General features: G+C 46.2%; 25 protein-coding genes and 3 other annotated features (1 of these 28 cut by a window edge). Of the genes, 7 read left to right on the top strand and 18 right to left on the bottom strand.

Features of this window, described 5'->3' with window-relative positions; translation table 11 throughout:
* Nucleotides 1-23 precede the first annotated feature (23 nt).
* Nucleotides 24-773 carry a MerR family transcriptional regulator gene (locus tag NFR98_RS03440; RefSeq protein ID WP_179234500.1) on the bottom strand — a complete coding sequence of 250 codons (750 nt, stop codon included), beginning with the start codon at nucleotides 771-773 and terminating at the stop codon, nucleotides 24-26.
* A gap of 73 nt (nucleotides 774-846) precedes the next feature.
* Between NFR98_RS03440 and NFR98_RS03435 the strand changes: the two genes are divergently transcribed.
* Nucleotides 847-2,184 carry an MATE family efflux transporter gene (locus NFR98_RS03435; protein ID WP_251459697.1) on the top strand — a complete coding sequence of 446 codons (1,338 nt, stop codon included), beginning with the start codon at nucleotides 847-849 and terminating at the stop codon, nucleotides 2,182-2,184.
* 51 nt (nucleotides 2,185-2,235) lie between these two features.
* Here NFR98_RS03435 and pheT read toward each other — a convergent pair whose 3' ends face one another.
* The 3 genes from pheT to NFR98_RS03420 form a co-directional block, all read right to left on the bottom strand.
* Nucleotides 2,236-4,650, bottom strand: a complete 2,415-nt coding sequence (gene pheT / locus NFR98_RS03430; protein WP_251459695.1) for a phenylalanine--tRNA ligase subunit beta — start codon at nucleotides 4,648-4,650, stop codon at nucleotides 2,236-2,238.
* 12 nt (nucleotides 4,651-4,662) lie between these two features.
* Nucleotides 4,663-5,700 (bottom strand): phenylalanine--tRNA ligase subunit alpha, encoded by a 1,038-nt coding sequence (gene pheS, locus NFR98_RS03425; protein ID WP_251459693.1) that lies wholly within the window; start codon nucleotides 5,698-5,700, stop codon nucleotides 4,663-4,665.
* A 48-nt stretch (nucleotides 5,701-5,748) separates the two neighbouring features.
* Nucleotides 5,749-5,982, bottom strand: a binding site (T-box leader).
* 394 nt (nucleotides 5,983-6,376) lie between these two features.
* On the bottom strand, nucleotides 6,377-7,132 hold the full coding sequence (locus NFR98_RS03420; protein WP_046721370.1) for a TrmH family RNA methyltransferase: 756 nt from the start codon (nucleotides 7,130-7,132) through the stop codon (nucleotides 6,377-6,379).
* Nucleotides 7,133-7,236: 104 nt separating this feature from the next.
* Between NFR98_RS03420 and sspI the strand changes: the two genes are divergently transcribed.
* The gene (gene sspI, locus NFR98_RS03415; RefSeq protein ID WP_014097794.1) at nucleotides 7,237-7,449 is read left to right on the top strand and encodes a small acid-soluble spore protein SspI; all 213 of its coding nucleotides are present in this window, start codon (nucleotides 7,237-7,239) and stop codon (nucleotides 7,447-7,449) included.
* A 26-nt stretch (nucleotides 7,450-7,475) separates the two neighbouring features.
* On the opposite strand, the gene NFR98_RS03410 is transcribed toward sspI, so the two are convergent.
* The 5 genes from NFR98_RS03410 to NFR98_RS03390 all read right to left on the bottom strand — a co-directional run bounded on the left by NFR98_RS03410 (nucleotide 7,476) and on the right by NFR98_RS03390 (nucleotide 9,869).
* A complete protein-coding gene (locus NFR98_RS03410) occupies nucleotides 7,476-7,904 on the bottom strand; it encodes a hypothetical protein (RefSeq protein WP_046721369.1) in 429 nt (142 codons plus the stop codon).
* Nucleotides 7,905-7,922: 18 nt separating this feature from the next.
* A complete protein-coding gene (locus tag NFR98_RS03405; protein WP_268808086.1) occupies nucleotides 7,923-8,234 on the bottom strand; it encodes a DUF5085 family protein in 312 nt (103 codons plus the stop codon).
* Nucleotides 8,235-8,522: 288 nt separating this feature from the next.
* Nucleotides 8,523-9,218, bottom strand: coding sequence for a DUF1129 family protein (locus tag NFR98_RS03400; RefSeq protein ID WP_046721367.1), 696 nt, complete (start codon nucleotides 9,216-9,218; stop codon nucleotides 8,523-8,525).
* Nucleotides 9,211-9,546: a PadR family transcriptional regulator gene (locus NFR98_RS03395; RefSeq protein ID WP_035184415.1), complete on the bottom strand. Its 336-nt coding sequence runs from the start codon at nucleotides 9,544-9,546 to the stop codon at nucleotides 9,211-9,213. The genes NFR98_RS03400 and NFR98_RS03395 overlap by 8 nt, the downstream gene beginning before the upstream one ends.
* Nucleotides 9,547-9,671: 125 nt before the next feature.
* Entirely contained in the window at nucleotides 9,672-9,869 is a 198-nt protein-coding gene (locus NFR98_RS03390; protein WP_013859890.1) for a hypothetical protein, read from the bottom strand.
* 267 nt (nucleotides 9,870-10,136) lie between these two features.
* Between NFR98_RS03390 and queC the strand changes: the two genes are divergently transcribed.
* From queC to NFR98_RS03370, 4 genes are all read left to right on the top strand, one after another.
* Complete coding sequence (queC, locus tag NFR98_RS03385) at nucleotides 10,137-10,820, top strand: 7-cyano-7-deazaguanine synthase QueC (protein ID WP_225620899.1); 684 nt, start codon at nucleotides 10,137-10,139, stop codon at nucleotides 10,818-10,820.
* Between the two features lie 48 nt (nucleotides 10,821-10,868).
* Complete coding sequence (locus NFR98_RS03380; protein WP_046721366.1) at nucleotides 10,869-11,801, top strand: ketopantoate reductase family protein; 933 nt, start codon at nucleotides 10,869-10,871, stop codon at nucleotides 11,799-11,801.
* 1,111 nt (nucleotides 11,802-12,912) lie between these two features.
* On the top strand, nucleotides 12,913-13,467 hold the full coding sequence (locus NFR98_RS03375) for an NADPH-dependent FMN reductase (RefSeq protein ID WP_014097783.1): 555 nt from the start codon (nucleotides 12,913-12,915) through the stop codon (nucleotides 13,465-13,467).
* A 248-nt stretch (nucleotides 13,468-13,715) separates the two neighbouring features.
* On the top strand, nucleotides 13,716-15,044 hold the full coding sequence (locus NFR98_RS03370) for a methyl-accepting chemotaxis protein (protein ID WP_211062032.1): 1,329 nt from the start codon (nucleotides 13,716-13,718) through the stop codon (nucleotides 15,042-15,044).
* A gap of 150 nt (nucleotides 15,045-15,194) precedes the next feature.
* Here the strand turns inward: NFR98_RS03370 and NFR98_RS03365 are convergent, their stop codons facing one another.
* From NFR98_RS03365 to dut, 4 genes are all read right to left on the bottom strand, one after another.
* Nucleotides 15,195-16,181 carry a zinc-binding dehydrogenase gene (locus NFR98_RS03365; protein WP_014097781.1) on the bottom strand — a complete coding sequence of 329 codons (987 nt, stop codon included), beginning with the start codon at nucleotides 16,179-16,181 and terminating at the stop codon, nucleotides 15,195-15,197.
* 14 nt (nucleotides 16,182-16,195) lie between these two features.
* Nucleotides 16,196-16,687: a lactoylglutathione lyase family protein gene (locus NFR98_RS03360; RefSeq protein ID WP_014097780.1), complete on the bottom strand. Its 492-nt coding sequence runs from the start codon at nucleotides 16,685-16,687 to the stop codon at nucleotides 16,196-16,198.
* A 426-nt stretch (nucleotides 16,688-17,113) separates the two neighbouring features.
* Nucleotides 17,114-18,526 (bottom strand): O-antigen ligase family protein, encoded by a 1,413-nt coding sequence (locus NFR98_RS03355; protein ID WP_251459691.1) that lies wholly within the window; start codon nucleotides 18,524-18,526, stop codon nucleotides 17,114-17,116.
* A gap of 91 nt (nucleotides 18,527-18,617) precedes the next feature.
* Entirely contained in the window at nucleotides 18,618-19,070 is a 453-nt protein-coding gene (gene dut / locus NFR98_RS03350; protein WP_035188387.1) for a dUTP diphosphatase, read from the bottom strand.
* Nucleotides 19,071-19,174: 104 nt separating this feature from the next.
* Between dut and NFR98_RS03345 the strand changes: the two genes are divergently transcribed.
* Nucleotides 19,175-19,348 carry a hypothetical protein gene (locus tag NFR98_RS03345; protein WP_168986088.1) on the top strand — a complete coding sequence of 58 codons (174 nt, stop codon included), beginning with the start codon at nucleotides 19,175-19,177 and terminating at the stop codon, nucleotides 19,346-19,348.
* 53 nt (nucleotides 19,349-19,401) lie between these two features.
* Here NFR98_RS03345 and rplT read toward each other — a convergent pair whose 3' ends face one another.
* The 5 genes from rplT to thrS form a co-directional block, all read right to left on the bottom strand.
* On the bottom strand, nucleotides 19,402-19,755 hold the full coding sequence (gene rplT / locus NFR98_RS03340; protein WP_013859897.1) for a 50S ribosomal protein L20: 354 nt from the start codon (nucleotides 19,753-19,755) through the stop codon (nucleotides 19,402-19,404).
* Nucleotides 19,756-19,788: 33 nt separating this feature from the next.
* Entirely contained in the window at nucleotides 19,789-19,986 is a 198-nt protein-coding gene (gene rpmI, locus NFR98_RS03335) for a 50S ribosomal protein L35 (protein ID WP_013859898.1), read from the bottom strand.
* A 23-nt stretch (nucleotides 19,987-20,009) separates the two neighbouring features.
* Nucleotides 20,010-20,531 (bottom strand): translation initiation factor IF-3, encoded by a 522-nt coding sequence (infC, locus tag NFR98_RS03330; protein WP_162096694.1) that lies wholly within the window; start codon nucleotides 20,529-20,531, stop codon nucleotides 20,010-20,012.
* A gap of 71 nt (nucleotides 20,532-20,602) precedes the next feature.
* Nucleotides 20,603-20,718: a sequence feature (ribosomal protein L20 leader region), on the bottom strand.
* A gap of 399 nt (nucleotides 20,719-21,117) precedes the next feature.
* Nucleotides 21,118-22,371 carry an MFS transporter gene (locus NFR98_RS03325; RefSeq protein ID WP_251459689.1) on the bottom strand — a complete coding sequence of 418 codons (1,254 nt, stop codon included), beginning with the start codon at nucleotides 22,369-22,371 and terminating at the stop codon, nucleotides 21,118-21,120.
* 111 nt (nucleotides 22,372-22,482) lie between these two features.
* On the bottom strand, nucleotides 22,483-24,405 hold the full coding sequence (gene thrS, locus NFR98_RS03320; RefSeq protein WP_046721129.1) for a threonine--tRNA ligase: 1,923 nt from the start codon (nucleotides 24,403-24,405) through the stop codon (nucleotides 22,483-22,485).
* A 123-nt stretch (nucleotides 24,406-24,528) separates the two neighbouring features.
* Nucleotides 24,529-24,541 (bottom strand) — a binding site (T-box leader); it runs 210 nt beyond the window's last position.

Genomic DNA, 24,541 nt, shown 5'->3' with positions numbered 1-24,541 from the left:
TTTTTTGGGAAAAAAGCCAGAGCTCACTTTGCCATGGCACTTATTTTAAATAATATTTTCCCGTCCGGAAACGAAAGAAAATCATTGGCAACATCTTCAAGGTAAATCTCGTTGCCCGCCGTTTCCGTTTCTTTGCAGATCAAGCCGTAAGCTTTTTCTGCAGCCTCATTGATTTTTTGATCTTCCGCAAGAAAATAAAGCCCGGCAAACTTTCCTGCTTTTTTCAAAAAGTTGGCATCTTTCCGGTCATCCGTCTTCCGGTATTTCCACGTTTTCTTTTCCGATGCAGGTTGTTTCATCCCGCTGATGATGACACCTGCATGGTATCCTTCCAGCATGTAATTGACAACAAACGGCCCGGACTGTTCACGAATAATCAAGTATTCTTCCAAACAGGTTTCGATAAAGACCTTCAGGCTCCCCATCTTTTGAAAACGTTCAAGTTCATCCAGCTTCCGGCCCAATGTTTGCGCTAACTGTTCCAAATCATGAATTTTGTTTGTGATCGCATTTTTCTGGTTAGCGAGCGTCCGGATGCTTTCCGCTACATCTTCCTGATGGAACTGCTTTTTTATTTCAGCCAATGACAGACCGACAGACTGCAAGGCTTTGATTTTGCTCAGCTGATCGATTTGTTCTTCCGTATAATACCGGTAACCATTCCCATCCTGGACTGCCGGTTTTAATAAGCCGGTTTCATCGTAATAATATAAAGTTTTCTTATTCACTCTGCACAGCCGGGCAAATTCTCCTGTTTTAAATTTTTTTATCATACAACCACCTTGACTATCCAGTTACGGGATACTTTATGTTAAAACTATAATCAAACAGACAGGAGTATGCAAGATGTTAAACTTTACAGCGTTTCCCGTAAAAAAGGGATTTATCCTCTTTTCCATTCCCAATATTTTAAATTTATTGTCACAGCAGCTTTATTTGATCATCAACACAATCGTCGTCGGAAAATATTTAGGCGCACAGGAACTTGCAGCTGTAGGGAATGCAGGAAGCATGATCGGCGTCTTCCTCGTGATTTCCGGCGGGCTTGAAATGGGCTGCGAAATCGTCATCGCAAAATATATGGGGGAACAAAAGTACCAAACAATTGTATCAACGATAAAAGGCATCATCCTGTTTGCCGGTTTAGCCGGCATTGTGATGGGCTTCCTTCCGGTTCTCCTGCAGCAGTGGTTATTCAGGCTGATCCACCTGCCTGCATCACTTTGGGCGTTTACCGGAAGTTACATGGCGATTTATTGTTTTGGGCTCGTTTTTATTTTTATATTTGATATTTTGCGGGCTGTGCTGATTTCGATGGGAGATGCGAAAACGCCACTTTTTCTCGTTCTTTTTGCATCCTGCCTGAATATTGGCTTTACCGTTTTGTTCATTTGCGGATTTCATTCCGGGGTTGCCGGCGCTGCTTTTGCCGCTGTCCTTTCGCAAATAGCCGGGATGGCGGCCACGGTATGGGCCATGTTGAAGCGCATCAAAACATTTCCCTTGGAAAAAGGAAAGTTTGTTTTTCCAAAGGCACAGCTTTCGGAACTATTGTCCGTTTCTTATCCGCTCATGCTGCAGCAGGGGGCGGTCACTTTATCTGCACTATTATTGCAAATATTCGTTAATCCCTATGGCAGCGAAATCATCAGCGGGTATATTGCGGTGAATAAAATCCTCACTTTTTTTATGCTCATCATGATCGGTTTTTGCCAGACACTGACCATTTTTACAGCGGCCAACAGCGGCGCGAAACAGTTTGGCAGGATTTTGGAAGGATACCGGTTTTGCATCCGGTTTGCCACGGTTTACGTTCTTTTTCTGACACTCGCGGATTTCGTGTTTGATAAGCAAATCTTATCCATCTTTTTGGATGCAAAAAAATATCCTGATGCTGCCGGCTTTGGCACCTCCTATCTAAAATACAGCTGCATCATGATTTTATTTTCCGCGCTAAAAAACGTGAATGAAAGCATTCTAAGAGGGTACGCGAAAATGAAGCTGTTTTTGCTCTCCAATTTTTCGGATCTTTTTTTCAAAACCGCACTCACTGCCCTCTTTCTGCCTGTCCTCGGGTTAAACAGTTTTTGGGCGGCGTCGGCAATCAGCACTTGCATTGCATTTTTGCTTTCATCCTGCTTCATTCATGATCATCAATTGATTTTCCGTATAAAAAAACAATGACGGTTAAATGGAAAAAGGAGGAATCCCGCGATTCCCCCTTTTTGCATTCCCTTATCCTCTCAACACCGCGCCTGCTTTTTCTTTTACCGCATCCAGCACTTTTTCATGCCGGGCGACGACTTCTTCATCTGTTAATGTGCGTTCCGGATCGAAATAAGTAAGCGAGAAGGCAATTGATTTTTTGCCGGGTTCCATATGCTCGCCTTCGTATAAATCAAAAATCGAAACAGATTTCAAAAGGGTTCCGCCGGCCTCCTGAATGATTGCCTGCAGCCGGGCTGCTTCCACATCACGGTCGACAACAAGCGCAATATCGCGGGTGATGGCCGGGAAGCGTGGGATCGGCCGGTATTGGACCGGTTCAGCCGGATAATGGTATACCGGGTCCAGTTTCAGTTCGAACACGTATGTTTCTTTGATATCGAGTTCTTTTTGCACGTTCGGATGCACCTGGCCGACAAAACCGATCGCTTCCCCGTCAAGTAAAATTTCCGCTGTCCTTCCCGGATGCAGCCCTTCAAATGTTGCCGCGTGGTAGGAAATAGCGCCGGAAACTCCGAGTTTTTCAAACAGGCCTTCCAAAATCCCTTTTGCCACAAAGAAATCTACTGCTTTCTTTTCTCCTTGCCACAAGTTGGAAACCCAAAGCCCGGTGATGGCGCCGGCGAGGTGTTCCTGTTCTTCCGGCTGCGCTCCGTCTGCCTTTTTCAAAAAGACATTGCCAACTTCATACAGGGCAACCGACTCGTTTTTACGTGCGACATTATACGCGACGGATTCCAAAAGATGCGGCAAAAGGCTTAAGCGCAGCACACTGCGTTCTTCGCTCATGGGCATAGCAACGCGGACTGGTTCGCGTTTTTCAAGCGCATACTGGTGTGCTTTTTCTTCGCTTGTTAAAGAATACGTGGTTGCCTGGTACAGCCCCGCTCCTTCAAGGAAACGTTTCGTGGCGCGGCGTTTTTGCTGGATGGCGTTCAAGCCGCCCCGCGTTCCCCTGCCCGCCGGTAATGTCTTTGGCAGCAGGTCATAGCCGTACAGGCGCGCCACTTCTTCAATCAGATCTTCCTCAATCGTAATATCGCCGCGGCGGGTCGGCACAATCACTGTAAAACGGCCGTCTTCCCATGATGCTTCAAACCGGAGGCGTTTGAAAATACGGAGCACTTCTTCCGCTGAAATTTGCGTTCCAAGCACACGGTTGATTTTTTCCAGCGTAATGGTGACAACAGCCGGCTCAATATGCAAATGGTTTTCGGCAACCGTCCCGGCGAGCACTTCCCCGCCCGCATATTTGCTGATCAGCATGGCGGCCCGTTCTGATGCAGGCAGGACGCGGTTCGGATCAACCCCTCTTTCATAGCGGCTGCTTGCCTCGCTGCGCAGGCTGTGGTCTTTTGAAGCCGCGCGGATCGTTCCGGCATCAAAATAGGCGGATTCCAAAAGCACGTTTGCCGTCGTTTCGGTTACTTCTGAATTGGCGCCGCCCATGACACCGGCCATTGCGACAGGTTCAGTGCCGCTCGTAATGACAAGATGGACGTCTTTTAACGTGCGCTCCTGGCCATCGAGCGTCACCATGTTTTCCCCTTCATGCGCCATGCGGACGACAATTTCTTTGGAACCGAGCTTGTCATAGTCAAACGCATGCAGCGGCTGGCCGTATTCGAGCAAAATATAGTTCGTAATGTCGACCACATTGTTGTGCGGGCGGATTCCTTCTGCCATGAGCCGTGCCTGCATCCAGAGCGGGGACGGGCCGATTTTCACATTGCGGATGACTTTTAATGTGTAAAGCGGCGCCGCTTCTTTTGCTTCGACGCGGACCGAAATGGCATCAGCAGCTTTATCGGCTGCTTCCTGCACTTTTGTTTCCGGCAATTTCACATCTTTCCCGAGTATCGCCGCCACTTCGTAGGCAACGCCGAGCATGCTCATGCAGTCCGCCCGGTTCGGGGTGAGGCCCAGTTCGATAATGGTGTCATCCAATCCTAAAAGCGGCAGCACATCCTGCCCCGCTTCCACATCATCCGGGAACACATAAATGCCGTTTGCGTACTCTTTTTGGACGAGCTTGCTTTCAACACCGAGTTCCTGCAGCGAGCAGATCATCCCGTTCGACTCCTCGCCGCGCAGTTTCGAGCGTTTGATTTTTACATGCCCCGGCAGCCAGGCGCCCGGTTTGGCAACGGCAACTTTCTGCCCTTTATCGACGTTTGGCGCGCCGCAAATAATTTGGACAGGCTCACCTTCCCCGATATCAACCAGGCATTTGTTTAATTTATCGGCGTTCGGATGCTTTTCTTTTTCCAAAACATGCCCGACAACGACATTTTTAATGCCTTCCCCCTTAAATGCCACGCTTTCGACTTCAATCCCGGTCCGCGTAATTTTTTCAGCCAGTTCTTCCGGCGAAATGCCGTCCAAATCTACATATTCCTGCAGCCATTTATATGAAACAAACATGTTTGACCCTCCTTATTCTTGTACGGAAAACTGCCGTAAAAAACGAATGTCATTTGTGTAAAAGTGGCGGATGTCATCAACGCCGTATTTCAGCATCGCAATCCGCTCCGGCCCCATGCCAAATGCAAAACCGGTATATTTTTCCGGATCAAAGCCGGACATCCGTAATACGCGCGGGTGGACCATGCCGGCGCCCAAAATTTCAATCCAGCCGGTGCCTTTGCATACATGGCAACCGTGCCCGCCGCACATCTTGCATGAAATATCCATTTCAACACTCGGTTCGGTGAACGGGAAAAAGCTCGGGCGCAGCCGGATTTCGCGGTCTTCGCCGAATAATTTTTTCGCAAATACTTCCAACGTCCCTTTTAAATCGGCCATCGTGATGTTTTCGTCAACAACCAGCCCTTCAATTTGCATAAACTGGTGGGAATGTGTCGCATCATCATTGTCGCGGCGGTACACTTTCCCCGGGCAGATGATTTTGACCGGCCCTTTGCCGTGATGCTTTTCCATTGTCCGCGCCTGGTTCGGTGAAGTATGGGTCCTAAGCAGCATTTCATCGGTTATGTAAAAGGTATCCTGCATATCGCGTGCCGGGTGCCCTTTCGGCAGGTTCAGCGCTTCAAAATTGTAGTAATCGGTTTCCACTTCCGGCCCCTCGGCAATGGTATAGCCCATCCCGATAAACAAGTCTTCGATTTCCTCAATGACTTTTGTAAGCGGATGGTGGCTGCCTGCTTTTACCGGGCGGCCCGGCAGCGTGACATCAATTTTTTCGGATGCCAGTTGCCTCTCGACGGCTTCTGCTTCCAATGTCGCCTGTTTCTTTTCAATACCTGCTTGAATGGCGGCACGCACTTCATTGGCGAGCGCGCCCATTTTCGGCCGTTCTTCCGCTGGCAGCTTCCCCATGCCGCGCAAAACTTCCGTAATCGGGCCTTTTTTGCCGAGATAGGCGACACGGATCCCGTTCAGCGTTTTTAAATCAGCAGCCGCACCAATTTTGGCAAGCGCTTCAGTTTGCAGTGCTTTCAACGTTTCTTCCATTTTTTGTACCTCCTTTAGGTTTTGGGCGTTAAAAAAGCCCCGCCCTGGAAAAGGGACGAGGCTAATGGTTCGCGGTACCACCCTAGTTAACATAACTAAATTATGTTCGCTTCATTTCAATAACGGCTTTTAACCGTCCCGCCTTTACATTGCAAGCAATGGTCCAAGCGGCAACTCGAGGGGTGAACTTCGCTTCATTTCCCCATAAAAATGCTTCCAGTCTGCGGCATTTTCTCCCTGCATGGCGAAGATCAAGCTACTTTTCCCTGTCATGGTTTTTATCATTTTTCAGTTATTTTTTATTATAGCGGGAAATGCCCGCAATTTCAAACGGAAAGTGACCTCTCTAGATGTTTATCTCAAATTTGATGACAGAGTGCCTTCCCATTTTTTCCACCTATCTGCCCCTTACACATACGTGAAATAGGCACGGGCCCGGCCATTTTGGCGCGGATTATTTCCCGTTTTTCCGCAATAAATGAACGTTTTGAGGGTCACCTGTTTATTACGCAGCCGCACTCACGAAAACGCCCTCCGCCCGTGCCTTATTGGCGCCTCTTCTGAAAAATTGTGCCAGCTGTTTTTCATCATTCTGCTGGCGCCGCATTCACCGCATGCATATGACAGGTCTGCTTTTTTGTCTCAAACATGGATACATTCACTTTTTCCACCGAAATTACGACCGCATCGCAAAGTCATACATTAAAATGCCGGCCGCCACCGCAACATTTAGCGACTCACTTTTGCCGAAAATCGGGATGGACAGATTTTGTTCCGTTTGCGCAAGCAAGTCAGGGTGTACGCCGTTTCCTTCATTGCCGACAAGGATCGCAAAGGCATCACCCGGATTTACATCGCGAAACGTTACGCCGTTTTCAAGCGCTGTTCCGTAAATCGGCACTGCCGCTTCGTTCAGTTTTTCAATCCACATGTTTAAATCGCCTTTTAAAAGCCCGACGTGGAGATGGCTTCCTTGTGCCGCACGCAACACTTTCGGGCTGTACGGATCCGCCGTGCCCTTGCCGAAAATAACGGCATCAAACCCGGCTGCGTCCGCCGTCCGGATCATCGTTCCTGTATTGCCGGGATCCTGCACGGCATCAATTAAAAGATAACGCCTGCCGATGATTTTGGACGGCTGTTTTTTCATCCGGCACACGGCAAAAATGCCTTGCGTCGTTTCCGTATCGGCAAGCGTTTTGCTGATTTCATGCGTGACAGTGGTTACCGGCACCCCTTCCGTATTCCAGCGGTTTGGCAGGTCCACGCCTTCTTCAACGATGATTTCTGTCACCACTTCTTCTTTCAGCGCTTCTTCGACAAGATGGAACCCTTCCAACAAATAAGTAAATGTCTTTTCGCGTTCTTTTTTCGCGGCGAGTTTTTTCCAATGCTTTACTTGCGGATTTTGCAAGGATTGTATGTATTTCAACGTGTTTGCTCCCTTTTCGTTAAGTTTTCCTTGGAATAGTATACATAAAAATTGTGGCCATGTGAAATGCTAGCAGTGAAAGCGATCAAAGGAGCTGAACCGAAATGGATTTGGACTTGCGAAAAGCAGTCATTCACAATGTAAAAGAGGACACGCAGGATCAGTTAAAAGATACGATTGTCGATGCCATTCAAAGGGGCGAAGAAAAAATGCTCCCGGGGCTCGGCGTCCTCTTTGAAGTCATTTGGAACCATGCGGATACACAGGAACAAAAAATGATGCTGGAAACGCTCGAGCAGGGGCTGAGCCAGGCGTAACAAGGGAGCGGAAAGAGCCGCTCCTTCTATATGTGCACCGGCTCTTCCAATCCGTTTACAGTTGCAATGAATGACGGCAAATTTCTTTTATGCCACCCGTAACCGATCAGCACTTTGTTTAATCGGAAAACAGCCGTACCATCCGAAGTCCCAACATACAATCTGTGGTAAGTCAGCTTCGAAACAGTTTTCATGCTTGTGATCTTTTCTCCCGGAATAAATGCCGATTCGTCCGGTAACATATTGCCTGTAATATTATTGATTGGAATGACGGTCAGCCCTTGTTCACTATAGCTGAGCACATTATACTTTGTCCCCAGTGCTCCCGCCGGCCCTCTCAGCAAATAATCCGAAAACGATGGCAAAATGATCCCGCAAACCGTACACTTCTCCGCTGTTTTATCATATCTGCCAGCCTCTGATAAAAAAGCAACAAAATCCTTTTCTTTCAACATGAAAAATTCCTCCTTTTTTTACTCCTCATCCTTAAAAACTTTAATTTTGATCTCCACCCACTGCATTTCTTCATCTCCGCGCAAAATGTGAAAAATCGGCGAAGAAATTTTGTAATCATGCTCCATCACATACCGGAACAGTTCGTCATATGCCTTTTCCACTTCCGTCTGAAACTGCCCCTTCACCCATGTCTTAAGCATTCCATCAATATAAAAATAACTTTGCATCGTAAGTGCCGGATTTTTCGGCCTACTTGATTGTTCAACCGGCATATAAAGGTCAATCAGCATTCTCTCATCAAAGGGAATATTATATAAAGCATAAAACAGCCCCCTATACTCAATATTTTCTCATATTCAGATAACCCTTTTTACACAATTATACGGACTTAACTAGAGAACTTTTTGTTAAACTTAGAGGAAATAATAATAGCATCGTTTAGAAACCTTGAGTTAACAGATGGTCACTCTTATAACCTTTACAAGCATTTGCCAGCACTATAAAAAATAAGGTTTTACCCTCTTTACGCATATTGCGCGCAGCATAGTTGGCGCATGCAAAACCCGTGGCGAAACCGCACACGGGCTTTTGAACAACAGATTTATTGCACGTTAGAACTATATCCCCCAAGACTTTGCTGCTTTCCCCCAGCTATAGTAAACCCCTAAACTCACCACACCTAAAACGAGCGGCAGCCACCACGGGTAAGAAAAGGACGGGCCGATTTTCGGCATGAACTTATCCAGCAAAATAACGCCACCCAGAAAAACACAGATTACGGCATCTATTTTCAAAAAAGTTAGGATTTGCACCTTTTTTGTCTTTTCCTTAAACAAACTCTTTTTCAAGATACGAAAGATATACCAAATGGCAAAGATCACGTATAGCCCGGCAATGAAAAAGTTCAGGGCCGCGGGTACAGGATAAAACGGCGGCAAAGGTCTGGAAAAGAACCGTTCAACAACAAAAGCAGTAATGCCATTAATGACCAAATCAATCCCCAAAAGCAAGATCATTATCCTGATTGTAAAAGAAACCATATTGCGTTTGTTTTCTTTCGGCAGCTGCCTGATGATTTCGTCGGCAAATGCTTTCGGGTCACCGCCGAACATTTGCGCAGCTGTCTTGTTTTCTTTTTGGCCTTCGAGCAGATGGTCAAGCAGTTCCATCAGCACTTCTTCTGTTTGCTGCTCGGACAAAACGGTTTGCAGGCGAAGGTAGTCAAGCATATCGTTGTAAAATTTTTTGTTCTCAGGTGCCAGTTCCTGCCGTTTACGGTTGTTTTCCTCAATCAACTGTTTTACACTAAGCATCCTCACTTCTTCCTTTCAATAAAAGATTTACAGGGGCTGCGATTTGCTGCCACTCTGTTGTAATCTCATCTAGCGCGGATTTTCCTTTTTCCGTCAATTCATAATATTTGCGGCTCGGCCCAGAATCGGATGGCTGCATCTCTCCATGGATCCAGCCGTTCTTTTGCAGGCGTAACAGAACCGGATAGAGCGTCCCCTCGCTAATTTCCTGGAGGCCTAATTGCTGAAGTTTTTTTGAAAGAATGTAGCCATAAACCGGTTCTTTTTCAATCACAGCCAGCACACAGCCGTCTAAAATGCCTTTCAGTAACTGGCTTCGAATGGACATCCCTCCACCCCCATTTCAACTACTTTGTTATGCAAGTTAGTTTATCAAAAAATGAACTACTTTGCAATGCAAAATAGTAAAAAACAATAATAAAATCCAGCGGCAGGCTAACCGCTGGAAAAATTTTATGATTGCTTTTTTCGCTTGGAAAAATAATGAAGGAAAAAGGACAGAATCATATAGGCTAAAATCAAAAATACGACATAATTGGCCCAAAAATTTTCAAGGTTCAACACATTCAGTGTGCTCAGCCCTTTCTGGATGCCCATTACAATAAGCACCGTCACCGCAAACATGAAAAATAATTGCACATAGCGTTTCATAGCCGTCCCTCCCAAATAAAGATAATCACTATGATTATCTTAAAAAACGGTCCGGCCGATGACTGTGATCTGGATCATAGCAAAGCCGGTTGTTTATGGCATTTATGTGAAAAATGCCGTACTCCGAAAAAGAACGGATGCTTTAAAAGATGGCGCCTGTTCCATGGTATAATCAATTGGGAAGAATCCTTCATTTATGGAAGAGTTTTTTAGAAAACCCTCTCTAAAAAACTAAGAAAACAGCATCCCTTTTCGGTGCTGTTTTGTGTGAAAGGACGATTATCAATGAAAAAAGAAAAAGCAGTCGTTGTTTTCAGCGGCGGCCAGGACAGCACCACCTGCCTTTTCTGGGCAAAGAAAAAGTTTCAGGAAGTGGAAGCCGTTACGTTCGATTACGGGCAGCGCCACCGTCTTGAAATAGAATGTGCAAAGAATATAGCGGAAGAGCTCGGGGTAAAGCAGCATATTCTGGATATGCAGCTGTTGAACCAACTCGCCCCGAACGCGCTGACGAGGGAAAGCATTACCGTGAAAGCAGGGGCAGACGGGGAGCTTCCGAATACGTTTGTGCCCGGGCGGAATTTGCTGTTTCTTTCTTTTGCCGGGGTGCTTGCCAGCCAAATCGGCGCAAGGCATATCGTAACCGGTGTGTGCGAAACGGACTTCAGCGGTTACCCGGACTGTCGCGATATTTTCATCAAATCTTTAAACGTCACCTTGAACCTTTCAATGGACCAGCAGTTTGTCATTCATACCCCGCTCATGTGGCGTAACAAAGCAGAAACATGGGCGCTCGCGGATGAACTCGGGGCATTTGATTTTGTCCGTGAAAAGACGCTGACCTGCTATAATGGCATCATCGCTGACGGCTGCGGGGAATGCCCGGCGTGCAAATTGCGCAAAAGAGGGCTGGAGCAATACCTGGCCATCCGGAACGGGCAGTCTGAATGACGATTTCGTTGGAATTGTGGTAAAATAATGAAAAAAGGAGGCGGGGGAATGGCTGAAATCAAAACAGTATCGATCATTGGGTTAGGCGCGCTCGGCATTTTATTCGGGCATCATTTATCGAAAAAAATGCCGGTGGAAAACTTGCGGATCATCGCTGACCAACAGCGTATTGAACGATATGAGCGGGAAGGCGTTTATTGCAACGGCGAAAAATGCCACTTTCATTATGTCACACCGGAAGAAACAGTGGAGCCGGCGGATTTGGTGCTATTTACGGTCAAATACAACGGACTGGACGAGGCAGTTGAAGCAGTCAAACAACATGTCGGGCCGGATACGGTGATTTTGTCTGCCTTAAATGGGATCTCAAGCGAAGAAATCATTGGCCGTACATATGGAATGGACAAAATGTTATACTGTGTCGCCCAGGGGATGGATGCCGTCAAAATCGGAAACCAGCTGACATATGCGCATATGGGCATGCTTTGCTTCGGCGAAAAAGAGCCAGGCATTTTTTCGAAAAAAATGAAAAAAGTGGCCCGTTTCTTTGAGCAAACGGATTTGCCATACGAAGCCGATACCCAAATGATGAAAAGGCTTTGGGGCAAATTCATGCTCAATGTCGGCGTCAACCAGACCGTCGCCGTTTACAAAAGCAATTACGGCGAAATCCAAAAAGACGGCCCTGCACGCGAGATGATGATTGCCGCTATGCGAGAAGTGATGGCATTGTCTGAAAAAGAAGGGTTTCCGCTTACGGAAGAAGATCTCCGTTACTGGCTGAAAGTGGTCGGAAACCTGAGCCCTGCCGGTAAGCCGTCAATGGCGCAGGATGTGGAGGCAAAACGGTACAGCGAAGTCGGCCTGTTTTCCGGAACCGTCATCAAACTCGGCAAAAAATACGGCGTTCAAGTTCCGGTTAACGAGGAACTGAACCGGCGCATCCGGGAAATCGAAAGCACTTATACCGCAGTACATTGACACGGATCACCAAAAAGGGGAGCTTTCAGGAAAGCTCCCTTTTTGGTATGGCATACAATTGCCTGCTGTTTGTAGATGGAGGCTAGGGAAGGCAGTCATAGAAGCGCCCTATATGAAGAAAGGAAACTTTTTTCTGCGTTTCCTTAACTTAGAGGTCCTCTATGTGAAGGAAGAGCCTCGTTTTTGCTTGCTTCCTTAACGTAGACGCGCTCTACGTGAAGATAGACCGTCTTTTTTCCGCGCTTCCTTAACATAGACACGCTCTATGTTAAGGAACAACCTCAATTTCCTTCGCTTCCTTAACGTAGACGCACTCTATGTGAAGATAGACCGACTTTTTTCCGCGCTTCCTTAACATAGACACGCTCTATGTTAAGGAACAACTTCAATTTCCTTCGCTTCCTTAACGTAGACGCACTCTATGTGAAGATAGACCGACTTTTTTCCGCGCTTCCTTAACGTAGACATGCTCTATGTTAAGGAACAACCTCAATTTCCTTCGCTTCCTTAACATAGACGCGCCCTATGTGAAGGAAGGCTGCCTTTTTTCCACGCTTCCTTAACGTAGACGCACTCTATGTGAAGAAAGACCCTCAATTTCCCCCGCTTCCTTTACGTAGACGCCCATGCCGCAAAGAACATGGCGTTAGCAGAAGGCAACGCGACTTGCCAGAATCACGCACGGCTACATGAAGGTTCCATAGATAATTGCCGTCTTCCTTCATTCGTCGTCCTTGCTGCAAAGAACGCGGTACGCAAGAAGAATGAAGCGTGACTACTTTCGTCTGCTGATTGAATGCGTGAAACCTAAAGGGCAAGGCGTTTTGTATTTGCCTCGTGGGCCATCCCGTTAAAACCGAAAATGTTTGGGCAAAATCGGTCCTTTATTTTTGATTACCATAAGGAAGACTGGTCAATACTTTAATCGGGGAACAAAAAACCGGGAACAACCATTGACCTTCGATTGCTTGTGGTTGTCACCAAGAACATCCGGAAACCGCCAGCCGGCTTGAATGGTACATAGCAACATAGCAAGCAGGAATTTTGACTTTCCGGTGCGGTTTTCTTATCATTATCTAGCATAAAATATAAATGGAAGCAGGTCGATAAAATGACGAAAGTTGGAATTTTGCTTGGCTCTTTGCGGAAAGCATCTTTTTCAAGAAAACTTGCGGAAAATGTGGCAAACCTTTTTCCTGAAGGATATGAAACGGAATTTGTCGAGATTGGGAACCTCCCTTTATATAATCAGGATTTTGATGACCATAACCAGGTTCCGGCCGAGTATACGACATTTCGGAATACAGTAAAAGGGCTCGATGCGGTGCTGTTTGTAACACCGGAATACAACCGCTCCATCCCGGCTGTGTTAAAAAATGCAATCGATGTTGGTTCGCGCCCGTACGGCCAAAGTATATGGGATGGGAAACCGGCGGCGATTATCAGCCAATCCCCTGGAAACTTAAGCGGGTTTGGTGCCAACCATCATCTGCGCCAGTCGCTTGTTTGTCTGAACATGCCAATCCTCCAGCAGCCTGAAGCTTATATCGGCAATGTTACTGCACTGTTTGATGAAAACGGAAAAATTGTGAATGAAGGCACAGTCCGGTTCCTGCAATCATTTACAGATGCATTTGTTGATTTAATTAAAAAATACAAAGGCTGATGTACCCATCGGAAGCTGAAAAACAGCGGGATCCCTTTTCCAAAGGGTTCCCGCTGTTTTTCGTCATTGGGCCTTTCCTTGATTGTTTAAAAGCAGGGGGAAATTTTACTTTATTTTATTTTCCCCATTAAAATTTTTCTCCTTTTGCCGATCAATTTATTAGGGATTCCGCAAGCAACAAAAAGATTAAATCTTTTTTAAGTCTTTTTTTCTATACTACATACAGATTTAAATGGTGGAGGAACGTTATGTTAAAGAATGTTAAAAAGATTTCATTCAAGATCATTATGCTCTCAGTGCTCAACTCTGTGATTGTGATTGCCATTAATATTGGGGCATCGGTTTACGGAAATATCGGCAAGGGAAACAGCGGCACCGGAAACCACGTGCCCCCGGCCGGAATCGCAATCATACCGACAAATGTTTTAATCGGTCTTTTCATTTCCCTTATCATCGGTATCATTCTTTCATACATACTGGGTAGGGTAATCTCAAAACCGATCCTGCAAACGGCCGAACTGGCAGAACAGACAGCGGCACTTGATTTACGGGAAGAAAATGGGTCTTTCGATAAAATTCAGTCTTTTCAGGATGAAACGGGCAAGCTTGCCAGGGCGCTCAGGCAAACGAGAATCTCTTTAAGAGAAGTGGCCAAACGGTTGAAGGAATTTTCATCAAAGGTCGCTACCCATACGGATACCCTCTCAAAAAGAACGGAAGAAAGTTTTCAATCTATCAATCAAGTAGCCTCTTCAATTGATGAATTTGCGCAAGGGAACAGCCAGCTGTCGGAAACCGTCCATGACATCAATAAAACTTTAAACGAGGTGATCAATCTCATTGAAACCATTACGCAGGAAGCTGCCAACGGGGCAGAACATGCAGCTGCTTCGCTTGACGCCGTAAAAGAAGGGCAGAATACGATTGACCATCAGTTCAAAAAAATAGATCAAAATATTGAAATCACAGCGACGGCAAACGAGTCTATTACAGAACTGAGCGGGATGATCGACCAGGTCCAGGCATTTGTCAATGTCATCACTTCCATTGCAGAACAGACGAACCTGCTTGCATTGAATGCTTCCATTGAGGCGAGCCGGGCCGGGGATGCCGGAAGAGGTTTTGCGGTTGTTGCCGGCGAAATTCGCAAACTGGCGGAAGGATCATCAAAAGCAGCCCGGGAAATTAAAGACCTGATCGCCACGACAACGAAAAAGTCGAATGCAGCTGTTGAAAATATTAGCAAAGCAAACGCCTTTATACATGAACAAAAAGATGCGTTCCACAAAACGGAAGCTGCTTTTCATCAGATTCAACATACTTACAGCAACATTGTTGGCAGTTTTCAGCATACCGCAGAAGGGATTGAAACGATCAACGAAAAATCAAAACAAATTTCGAAGCGGATTCAGGAGATAACTTCTACAGTTGAAAATTTTGCGGCAAGTTCCGAAGAGATGTCTGCTTCCGGCCAGGAACAGCGGGCCTTTACAGAGATTATTTCACAATCAGCGAAAGAATTGCAAGAGCTGGCTGGCAAGCTGGATACCGAAATGAATAAATTTAAAGTCAGCTGACGATAAACAGGCAGTGTGATCAACATGCAAGATGTGACCACACTGCCTGTTTTGATGTTCATATTTGAATGGGAATGGATCAAATCCGGCAAAAATCAGGAATGTTCCCGCTTGGGGTACCCGCAAGTCCGGCAGCGGGCGCTTTTAGAATCATGCTTCATGCATTCTGACAATGATTTTTCCTCGTACGTGGCGGCCTTTTAAGGTTTTCAAACCGGCCGGCAGTTCCTCACGCGGGAGCACTTGGTTGACCATCGGATTCAGCGTCCCTTTTTTCACACGCTGCATCAATTCATCCGCCATAAAAGCCAGGTTTTGCTTTGCCCGGACGGAGCCGCTCGCATGGGCTGCACCGAGGGCGACTTCATGAATCGATGGCGCAAGCGTGAACGGCTTTATGCCGGATAAGTCCGGGGCGCCTGCAATATATGCGAGCTGGCCGGAAAAAGCGAGCCGCTTCAAATCTTCGGTCGCTTCGGCGAAACTGACAGTGTTCAATATCAGGTCCACCCCTTCCCCGTCCGTCTCTTCCATGATTCTTTTTGTGACATCTTCTGTATGATAGTCTATCGCTGTATCTGCACCGAGCGATTTGACCCATTCGTGATTGGCGGCGGAAGCGGTGGTGAATACTTTTAACCCGAGTTCTTTCGCGAGCTGAATGGCAAATCCGCCAACTCCGCCGGCGCCGGCATGGATCAAAATCGTTTGCTTGTCAGTATGGTTTAATTTTTGCACCACTGCCTGATATGCGGTCATCCCGGCACAAAGCACAGCTACCGCTTCGTCATAAGAAACGCCATCAGGGATTTTTGCGGCTGCATTTGCATCAATGGCCGCAAATTGTGCAAATGCCCCTTTCCGGTTCAAATCGGTGTGGCATGCTATCCGGTCACCTGTTTTAAAACCAGACGGATCCGGGCCAACTTCAACAACTTCCCCCGCAAGATCGACACCGGTTATATGCGGATACACCCAGTTTGGATTGCCGGATTCAATCAATTGGTAGTCAACCGGGTTTAAAGCGGTGCTCATCACTTTCACAACAAGCTGTCCTTCACCTGCACGAGGATCCGGCACTTCTCCCCATGTGAGGTCGTCAATGCTTGCAGGTTTCCCGATAAGCCATCCTTTCAATTTCCGGTTCCTCCTTAATAAGCGCCTTCTGAATATGTCAATTCATAACTGTGGCTGTAAATTTCCACTAAGTTGCCGAACGGATCTTCGCAGTAAACCATCCGGTAAGGCTTTTTCCCCGGATAATATTCACGGATCGGCATCCGTTGTTTACCCCCGTGCGCTTTTATTTTTTCCACGAGGCCTTCTACATCCGGATCCTGGACGGCATAATGGAAAATGCCCGTTTTCCAGTACTCGAAGTTATTGTCAGGTGTTTCATTGTTTTTGAACTCAAACATTTCAACACCTGTTCCGTCGCCCATTGCCAAGTGTGCGATGCGGAACGACCCCCAGCCAGAGCCGAAAACATCTTTGCACATGATGCCAATGGCGCTGTCGTCTTCTTTAATTTCAGATGGTTCCATGATCACGTACCAGCCCATCACCTCGGTATAAAATTGAACGGCTTTGTCCAAATCAGGAACGGAAAGGCCGATATGTGAAAAAGATCGTGGATACGTCATTTTTTTATCACTCTTTTTTTGGTTACTATACTAGTATAGTATGCGACAATCCATTTTAAAAATGAGACGCATTTTTTCTTGATCCTGTTCTTGAACATTTACGCAGGCCCATTTTCATTCTTTTACCGGTTCCAATCCGTTTAGAAATGGCTCGGTCCATGTCCTCTCCCGCAGCCTATTCTGTGGACCCGAATTCGCCTTTCCCTCTTTTGGATTCAGCTAACCGTTTCCAGGGCGCGATCGTCATTTGGGCAATTCGTAACCTTTTTTCCACTTTGAACGGATTTCTCATCCTCAACCTATCTTGAACAGCTAGCCGGCAAATCTGCAAACGCTCCTGAAAACATCTGTAGGGACGTTTTTTGCCTGTTGGAAAGCAAGTTTGATCATGCAGTGCCACTTCACACGACAGATATGCTTGTCCCTCTATTCGTTTTCTTTATCCGGTGTTTTATCACTCAGCTCTTTGTCCGGCGTTTTTTCGTCCGGTTTGCCCCGATTGTTCCTGACTTCTTTTTTGCAGATTTCAAATGGCTCTGCCGTTTCATGGACCACGGATTCAATCGCTTTTATTTCTCCCGTGATGGCCCGGCTGATAGACTGCAGTTCCGGTTTGGGAAGCTGCCGTTTTAATATGTTGCGTTTGACGTTTAGCCTGTTTAAAAACGCGACATGCGGCTGAAACATTCGCTTTGAATACCACTCCCAGTAGGATAAAAGCACTACTGCCAGCATCCCGATTTGGGGCGAGAAAACTGGTTCATCGAGAAAGCCGGTCAGGACGATTACCGGCAGGCTGAGCAGAAAAATGTTCAAGTAACGATAATTTCTTTTTATGAAAAATAATCTGCCCAATTTGAACATCCCCATGACTAATACAGCAAGAAAAGCAATACCGCCAATTGCCCCGTATTCGACAAAAAAACCGATAAAAATATCATGGGCGTGGTAAATATTTTTATGGAACAGGCTGGCATATACTTTCCCGAAACCAAGTGGTGTTGTGCCAAACAAAAAGTGGGTTTCAAAAATTTTATAGGAATGATACCAGATCTTTTCCCTGCCCGTTAGAGAACCTTCAATGGAATGAACTCTCGGGATGACCGCCGCAAGCTTGCCTGCTCCGAGCGCCAGAAACAGAAGCCCGCCTCCAAAAATCCATTTATTCCATCTGAAAAAGAAAATAAAATAAATGCATATCATCGAAATAAAACCGGCCCGTGATCCAGTATCAAAGACGCCTTTACTAAGGAAAAAAAGCGGGATACATTTCCAAATCAAGTTTTTCCAGTCTTTCTTGCCCGCGTCTTTCAGCATCTCCGCAAACAGAAATGAAATCCCGATCAGTAGCAGAAACATCGTGAAATTCGGATTGTAAGTACTGCCGATTAATCTGTTGTAATGTTTAAAACCGAACAGCTCCGTGCCGGTCAGAAATGCCAGCACTGGGTCATCCGACAACATTTTTGGAAGCCAGCCAATGAAAATACCATAAAGGCCACAGCCGATCACAATCCAGCGGAAATGCTTGAATCTGCCCCTTGTTCCGCTGTCCATAATTTTAAGGAAAATTCCCCAGTAAAACAAAATCCTTAAGCTTTCAGCAAGAAGGAGCGGTTCTCCCATTTGCACAGCCGCTCCGGTGGTTGCTGCCAAAAGACAGAGAAAGAAAAAGGAGACAGGGGAAGATGAAAACAACCGTTTATTTTTGATATGCCTGTACAGTTCCGAAAGGCTGAATACAAGCATGATAAACAGACCAACAGGCGGGAGCGCAAAACACAATACTGCAGCCAGTTCAAATGCATGCTCTTTTATAAAGTGTATTAAACTGTTCATAGGATTCCTCGTTATTCGGATCTAATTGCTCAGGAACCACTATACCATGCACAGATTAAATTTCGTTGAAAAAATCTCATGAAAAGAAATTTTATTTTTCATTTATTTTGGCAATCCCAGTGGATCCGAACCCGCCTTCCCCTCTTTCGGATTCTGCTAACTGTTCCGTAACACTTACGGTGACAGACATGACGGGTGCGATAATCATTTGGGCGATTCGCATCCCTTTTTCAACTTTGAATGGCGTCTTTCCAAAGTTGATTAAAATGACTTTAATTTCTCCTCTGTACCCCTCATCAATCGTACCCGGGCTGTTTAAAACGGTGACCCTGTGTTTTAAAGCGAGCCCGCTTCTCGGCCTGACCTGCGCCTCTGTTCTGCGCGGCAGCTCGATGGCAATGCCGGTACGGATCAGTTCCGCTTCCCCCGGTGCAATGTTTTTTTCTTCGATGGAATATAAATCCAACCCTGCATCTCCAGGATTGGCCCTTTGCGGCAGTTGTGCATCAGGATGCAATAATTTTACCTTTAAAACATCATCCATTGAAATCGCTCCTCGTATAGTTCTTCCATGATTATATCAAACTAAAACAGGTTTTTACTTTTTTCCGGGAATCCGGAAATTTTTTACCAGAAGGGGGACTATTCTTGGTTAAAATGACGAAAAAGATGCCAAAAATTCCGGCAGAGCCTGAAATGACAATCGCATCCGACCAAAAAGAATTTCAGCCGGGCGAGTCAGTGGACGAACATGCCAATTTGGAAGCTACAAACGAAACTTTGAACCAGGAAGAAATCAGACAGCAGACGGAAAATTTATAATGCTTTTTTTAAAAAACAGAGCCCCCGGCATGCCGGAAGCTCTGTTTTTTTGATTATAATGCTGCTTTTGCTTTGTTTGCCAGTTCGGCAAATGCTTGTGCATCGTTCACAGCGAGGTCGGCAAGCATTTTGCGGTTCACTTCAATGCCGGCCTGTTTCAAACCGTGCATCAAACGGCTGTAGGAAAGGCCGTTGATTCTTGCCGCAGCGTTAATACGGGTAATCCACAGTTTGCGGAAATCGCGTTTTTTCTGGCGACGGTCGCGATACGCATACATGTAGGATTTCATTACTTGCTGATTGGCAACTTTAAATAATGTATGTTTTGAACCATAATAACCTTTGGCTAATTTCAGAACTTTTTTGCGTCGTCTGCGGGTAACTGTACCGCCTTTTACACGTGGCATAATCTTTTCCTCCTAATTGAAAGCTTTGTTTTCTTACAGATTGTCGAGCATTTGGCGGATGCGTTTCATGTCGCTTGCGGATACAAGCGTTGATTTACGCAGCTGGCGTTTTTGTTTTGTCACTTTATTTGCGAACAAATGGCTTCTGTAAGCGTGGGAACGTTTCAGGCTGCCGGAGCCGGTTTTCTTAAAACGCTTGGCAGAGCCGCGGTGAGTTTTCATTTTTGGCATGATTAGTCCTCCTTAAGTTGGCGTTACTTCTTCTCTGTTTTTGGTGTGAGCACTAAGAACATGCTCCGTCCGTCCATTTTCGGTTTGGATTCGACCGTGGCGACTTCGGCACATGCTTCTGCAAACCGGTCGAGGACACGCTGCCCGATTTCTTTATGGGTAATGGCGCGGCCTTTAAAGCGGATCGAGGCTTTTACCTTATCGCCTTTTTCCAAAAACTTAATGGCATTGCGGAGTTTTGTATTAAAGTCATGTTCTTCGATGGTCGGGCTCAAACGAACCTCTTTTACGTTAATGATTTTTTGTTTTTTTCGTGCTTCCCTGTCTTTTTTCTGCATCTCGAAACGGTATTTTCCGTAATCCATGATGCGGGCAACAGGCGGTTTTGCGTTTGGCGCAACAAGTACAAGGTCAAGGTTGGCACGTGCCGCAATCTCCAATGCTTCGTTCCGGGATTTAACCCCCATCTGTTCGCCGTTTTGGCCGATTAAACGGACTTCGCGGGCACGAATGCCTTCGTTCACCATCATATCTTTGCTAATAATGAGCCACCTCCAAGATAATTTCAAACAAACGTGTGAATATTTCGCTTGCGAAAAAGCCCTGAACGTACTGCACACGAAAAAAAGCGCAGGGAACACACCCGCGCTTATGATCACGATCATTGATAGATACCTGACAACTGCACCATTGCGTCAACAGGTGAGAAGCGGGCTGCTCCTTCTTTTCACAAACTTATATTCAAATTCACTCAATTATTGTATCACTTTACCGTATCCATGTCAATTTGCAAGAATCCCGGAAAATCTGTTTAACTTTTTTTGGCTCAACATGCGTTATTTTATCAAAACGGCAGAGAAATCGCAAGTGTTTTTTTGGTCTCCTCTCTGAAGTGCTTAATGAAAATGCTTGTCTTTGTTGAAACAAAAGCTTCTAAAAATAAAGCTTTTACATCAAGCCTGAGCATCTATTTACATGCTTTTTTCGGTAGGCAAGAGAGCGGCATTTTATATAAAATGAACGGAAATTGGATCAAATGTAAATCAATTTTTCATTTTCCCCTCCTAACCATGCCACCGGTTTCAATCCATTTTTCTGAATGATGGTTGTACCTTCCATTTATCTCCTTTTTTATCTACTTAATTTCACATACGTATGGTCAATCTCCACAACTTTTGGCAGTTTTCTCATTCTTCCGCTTCCCATATAAAACAGTGCCAGGACAAACAGCCCTATTCCAAAAAAGCTCATGGTAAGCTGGACGGAAGTGATCTTGGCCATCACGCCGCCGATCAATGATCCTGCCGGCATCGCAAGCGATAGCAAACTCACGTTGATGGTATTGACCCGCCCTAACATTTGTTCATCAGGCAATTGCTGAAATATGGCAGAAAACAAAACATTGATGGCACCAATAGATAACTCGGAAATAAACATAAGCGTATAAACATACCATATCGAAACATTGCTCAATAAAATCATGAAAAGCCAGGACAACCCGGAGAGCAAAAAGCCTGCAGCCAATATTTTGCCAAACGGAAATATCCGGCTGATTTTATCCGCGCCTGCCGCTCCTGCCAAAGCCCCTAAGCCCAAAGCCGCTGTCATGATGCCGTAGGATGAAGCGCCTTCGCCCGTAGTATTGGCGAAAGAAGGTAATACGACCATTACAATTGCGAAAAAAAAGTTTAAAAACAGCAAGGGGATTAATAATTGCAAGATGAAAGGCTGTTTGACAAACGATAGGCCTTCTTTAAAATCCCGTTTGTACGCCTGCCATTCTTCCCGTACGCTCCCGGTTTGCTTGCTTCTTTTTACCTGTACTTTTAAAAACAAAAACAGAATGGATGAGAGTATAAAAAGAAGCGAATTCATCCCGAGCACCATCGACATCGAGAAAGCGGCGAGGATAAACCCGGCAATCCCATTAAAGAAAAAATCCGAACCCTTATATGCAATGGACATGAGTGAATTGGCCTTGACGAGATCTTTCTTTTCCACGGCTTTCGGCAATAATACGCTTTCTAACGGGTAAGTCAGTTCCGATAAAAACGAAAGAACCGGGATGGAAAGCAACAGCAGCCAGACATTCATGATTCCATACTTGCTTAAAACAACAAGAAGAAGCAGTAAGCCGGCTTGTAAAACGCTTGCTGTAACCAGCAATTTTTTTGCATTTATTTTGTCAAGAACCGGGCCGTAAAATAAGCTCAGCACCTCTGTCAGCGAAAATAAGAATCCGGCAAATCCGGTATAGACCGTCGAGTTCCCCCCTAATTTTAAAACCATCCACATCATGGCAATATAATAAACACTATCCCCAATATTGGTGAACAGCCTGCCAAAAAACAACGCATTAAAATGACGATTCCGAAATAAGTGCATTGGGCTCCGTCCCCTTCCCCTGTGCCAACCCATTTTTTCCTCTATTATATAATAAAAAGCACCCTGCAAACCTTTTTGTGGTCCTTTAGGGTGCGTGATTTCTTGTCTGTTTTACCGTTTTATTTCTTCTTTTATCTTGCTGAGGAATGTGTCCACCGGCACCGTTTCCGTTTGTTTCTCGCCGTATTTGCGAACATTGACCGCATTGTCTGTGGCTTCCTGGTCGCCGACAACGAGCGCGTACGGGATTTTTTGCACTTGGGCTTCACGGATCCGGTAGCCCAATTTTTCATCGCGGGCATCAAGTTCAGCGCGGACCCCTTCCGCCTTGAGCGCTTCTTGGACTTTCCGCGCATAGTCATAATGGGCATCCGGTGATACCGGGATCACTTGTACTTGAATCGGCGCAAGCCATGTCGGAAACGCCCCTTTGTATTCCTCGATTAAATAAGCGACAAACCGTTCCATTGTCGAGACAACGCCGCGATGGATGACAACCGGGCGGTGCGGCTTACCGTCTTCCCCGACATACGTCAGGTCAAACCGTTCCGGGAGCAGGAAGTCAAGCTGCACGGTTGACAATGTTTCGTCTTTGCCAAGCGCCGTGCGGACCTGGACGTCGAGCTTCGGGCCGTAAAATGCGGCTTCGCCTTCCGCTTCGTAATAGTCAAAACCAAAATCATCCATCGTTTCTTTCAGCATCGCCTGTGCCTTGTTCCACATTTCATCATCATCATAATACTTGTCCGTATTTTCCGGGTCACGGTACGACAGGCGGAACGAGTAGTCGGTAATGTTGAAATCTTTATATACCTCAAGAATCAGTTCGACCACGCGCTTGAATTCTTCTTTAATCTGGTCCGGACGCACGAAAATATGGGCATCATTCAATGTCATGCCGCGCACCCGTTGCAGGCCGGAGAGCGCACCTGACATTTCATAACGGTGCATGAGCCCGAGTTCGGCAATCCGGATCGGCAATTCGCGGTAGCTGTGGATCGTATTTTTATACACCATCATATGGTGCGGGCAGTTCATCGGACGCAACACGAGTTCTTCATTGTCCATTTTCATGACCGGGAACATATCTTCCTGGTAATGGTCCCAGTGGCCGCTCGTTTTATACAGGTCCACGCTGCCAAGCACCGGCGTATAGACGTGGTCATAGCCGAGTTTGACTTCCTTGTCGACAATATACCGTTCAATGGTGCGGCGGATCGTTGCGCCTTTTGGCAGCCAGAGCGGCAGGCCTTGTCCGACTTTTTGCGAGTTCGTGAAAAGTTCGAGTTCTTTCCCGATTTTCCTGTGGTCGCGTTCTTTTGCTTCTTCCAGGAATTTCAAATGGGCTTCGAGATCTTCTTTCTTGAAGAAAGCCGTCCCGTATATGCGCTGCATCATTTTGTTGTTGCTGTCGCCGCGCCAGTATGCACCGGCAATGTTTAATAACTTGAATTCCTTAATTTTTCCGGTTGATGGCACATGGACGCCGCGGCACAGGTCAACAAATTCGCCCTGTTCATAAACCGTGACCGTTTCGTCCGGAATCGCATCAATCAGTTCAAGCTTGTATTCATCATGTGCAAATATTTTTCTGGCTTCGTCACGGGATACGACTTTGCGGACAATTTCAAGATTTTCCGCAACAATTTTTTTCATTTCCTTTTCAATTTTCGGCAAGTCTTCCGGCGTGAGTGACACTTCAAGATCCATGTCGTAGTAAAATCCGTTTTCAATTGCAGGGCCGACACCAAACTTGACATTGCCGTACAGGCGGCGGACAGCCTGTGCCATCAAATGTGCCGTGCTGTGGCGCAAGATTCCGAGCGCATCTTCATGCTCAGGGGTGACGATTTCAATTGCGCCGTCTTCTTCAATCGGTGTGCGCAAATCGAGCAGTTTGCCGTTCAGTTTGCCGGCGAGCGCCTTTTTCCTGAGGCCCGGGCTGATCGATTGGGCAATCTCTTCCGTTGTTGTTCCAAATGGAAATTCCTTTAAAGCACCATCTGGAAAAGTGATTTTTACGATCTCTGCCATATGTCCCACTCCTTTAAAAATTAAGCTGTCACGCGGGCGGCCTGCACGAGGCTGCTTTTTGCAGGCATCCGTACGAGCACGTCCGCACGAAAACACAGCCAAAAAATAAAAAACCCGCCCCCGGCAAGGGACGAGT

The organism is Weizmannia agrestimuris, assembly GCF_943193165.1.
Lineage (GTDB): Bacteria > Bacillota > Bacilli > Bacillales > Bacillaceae_C > Weizmannia > Weizmannia faecalis.
Note: the sequence above shows the minus strand (reverse complement) of the source record. Positions and strands in the feature narration are given on the sequence as shown.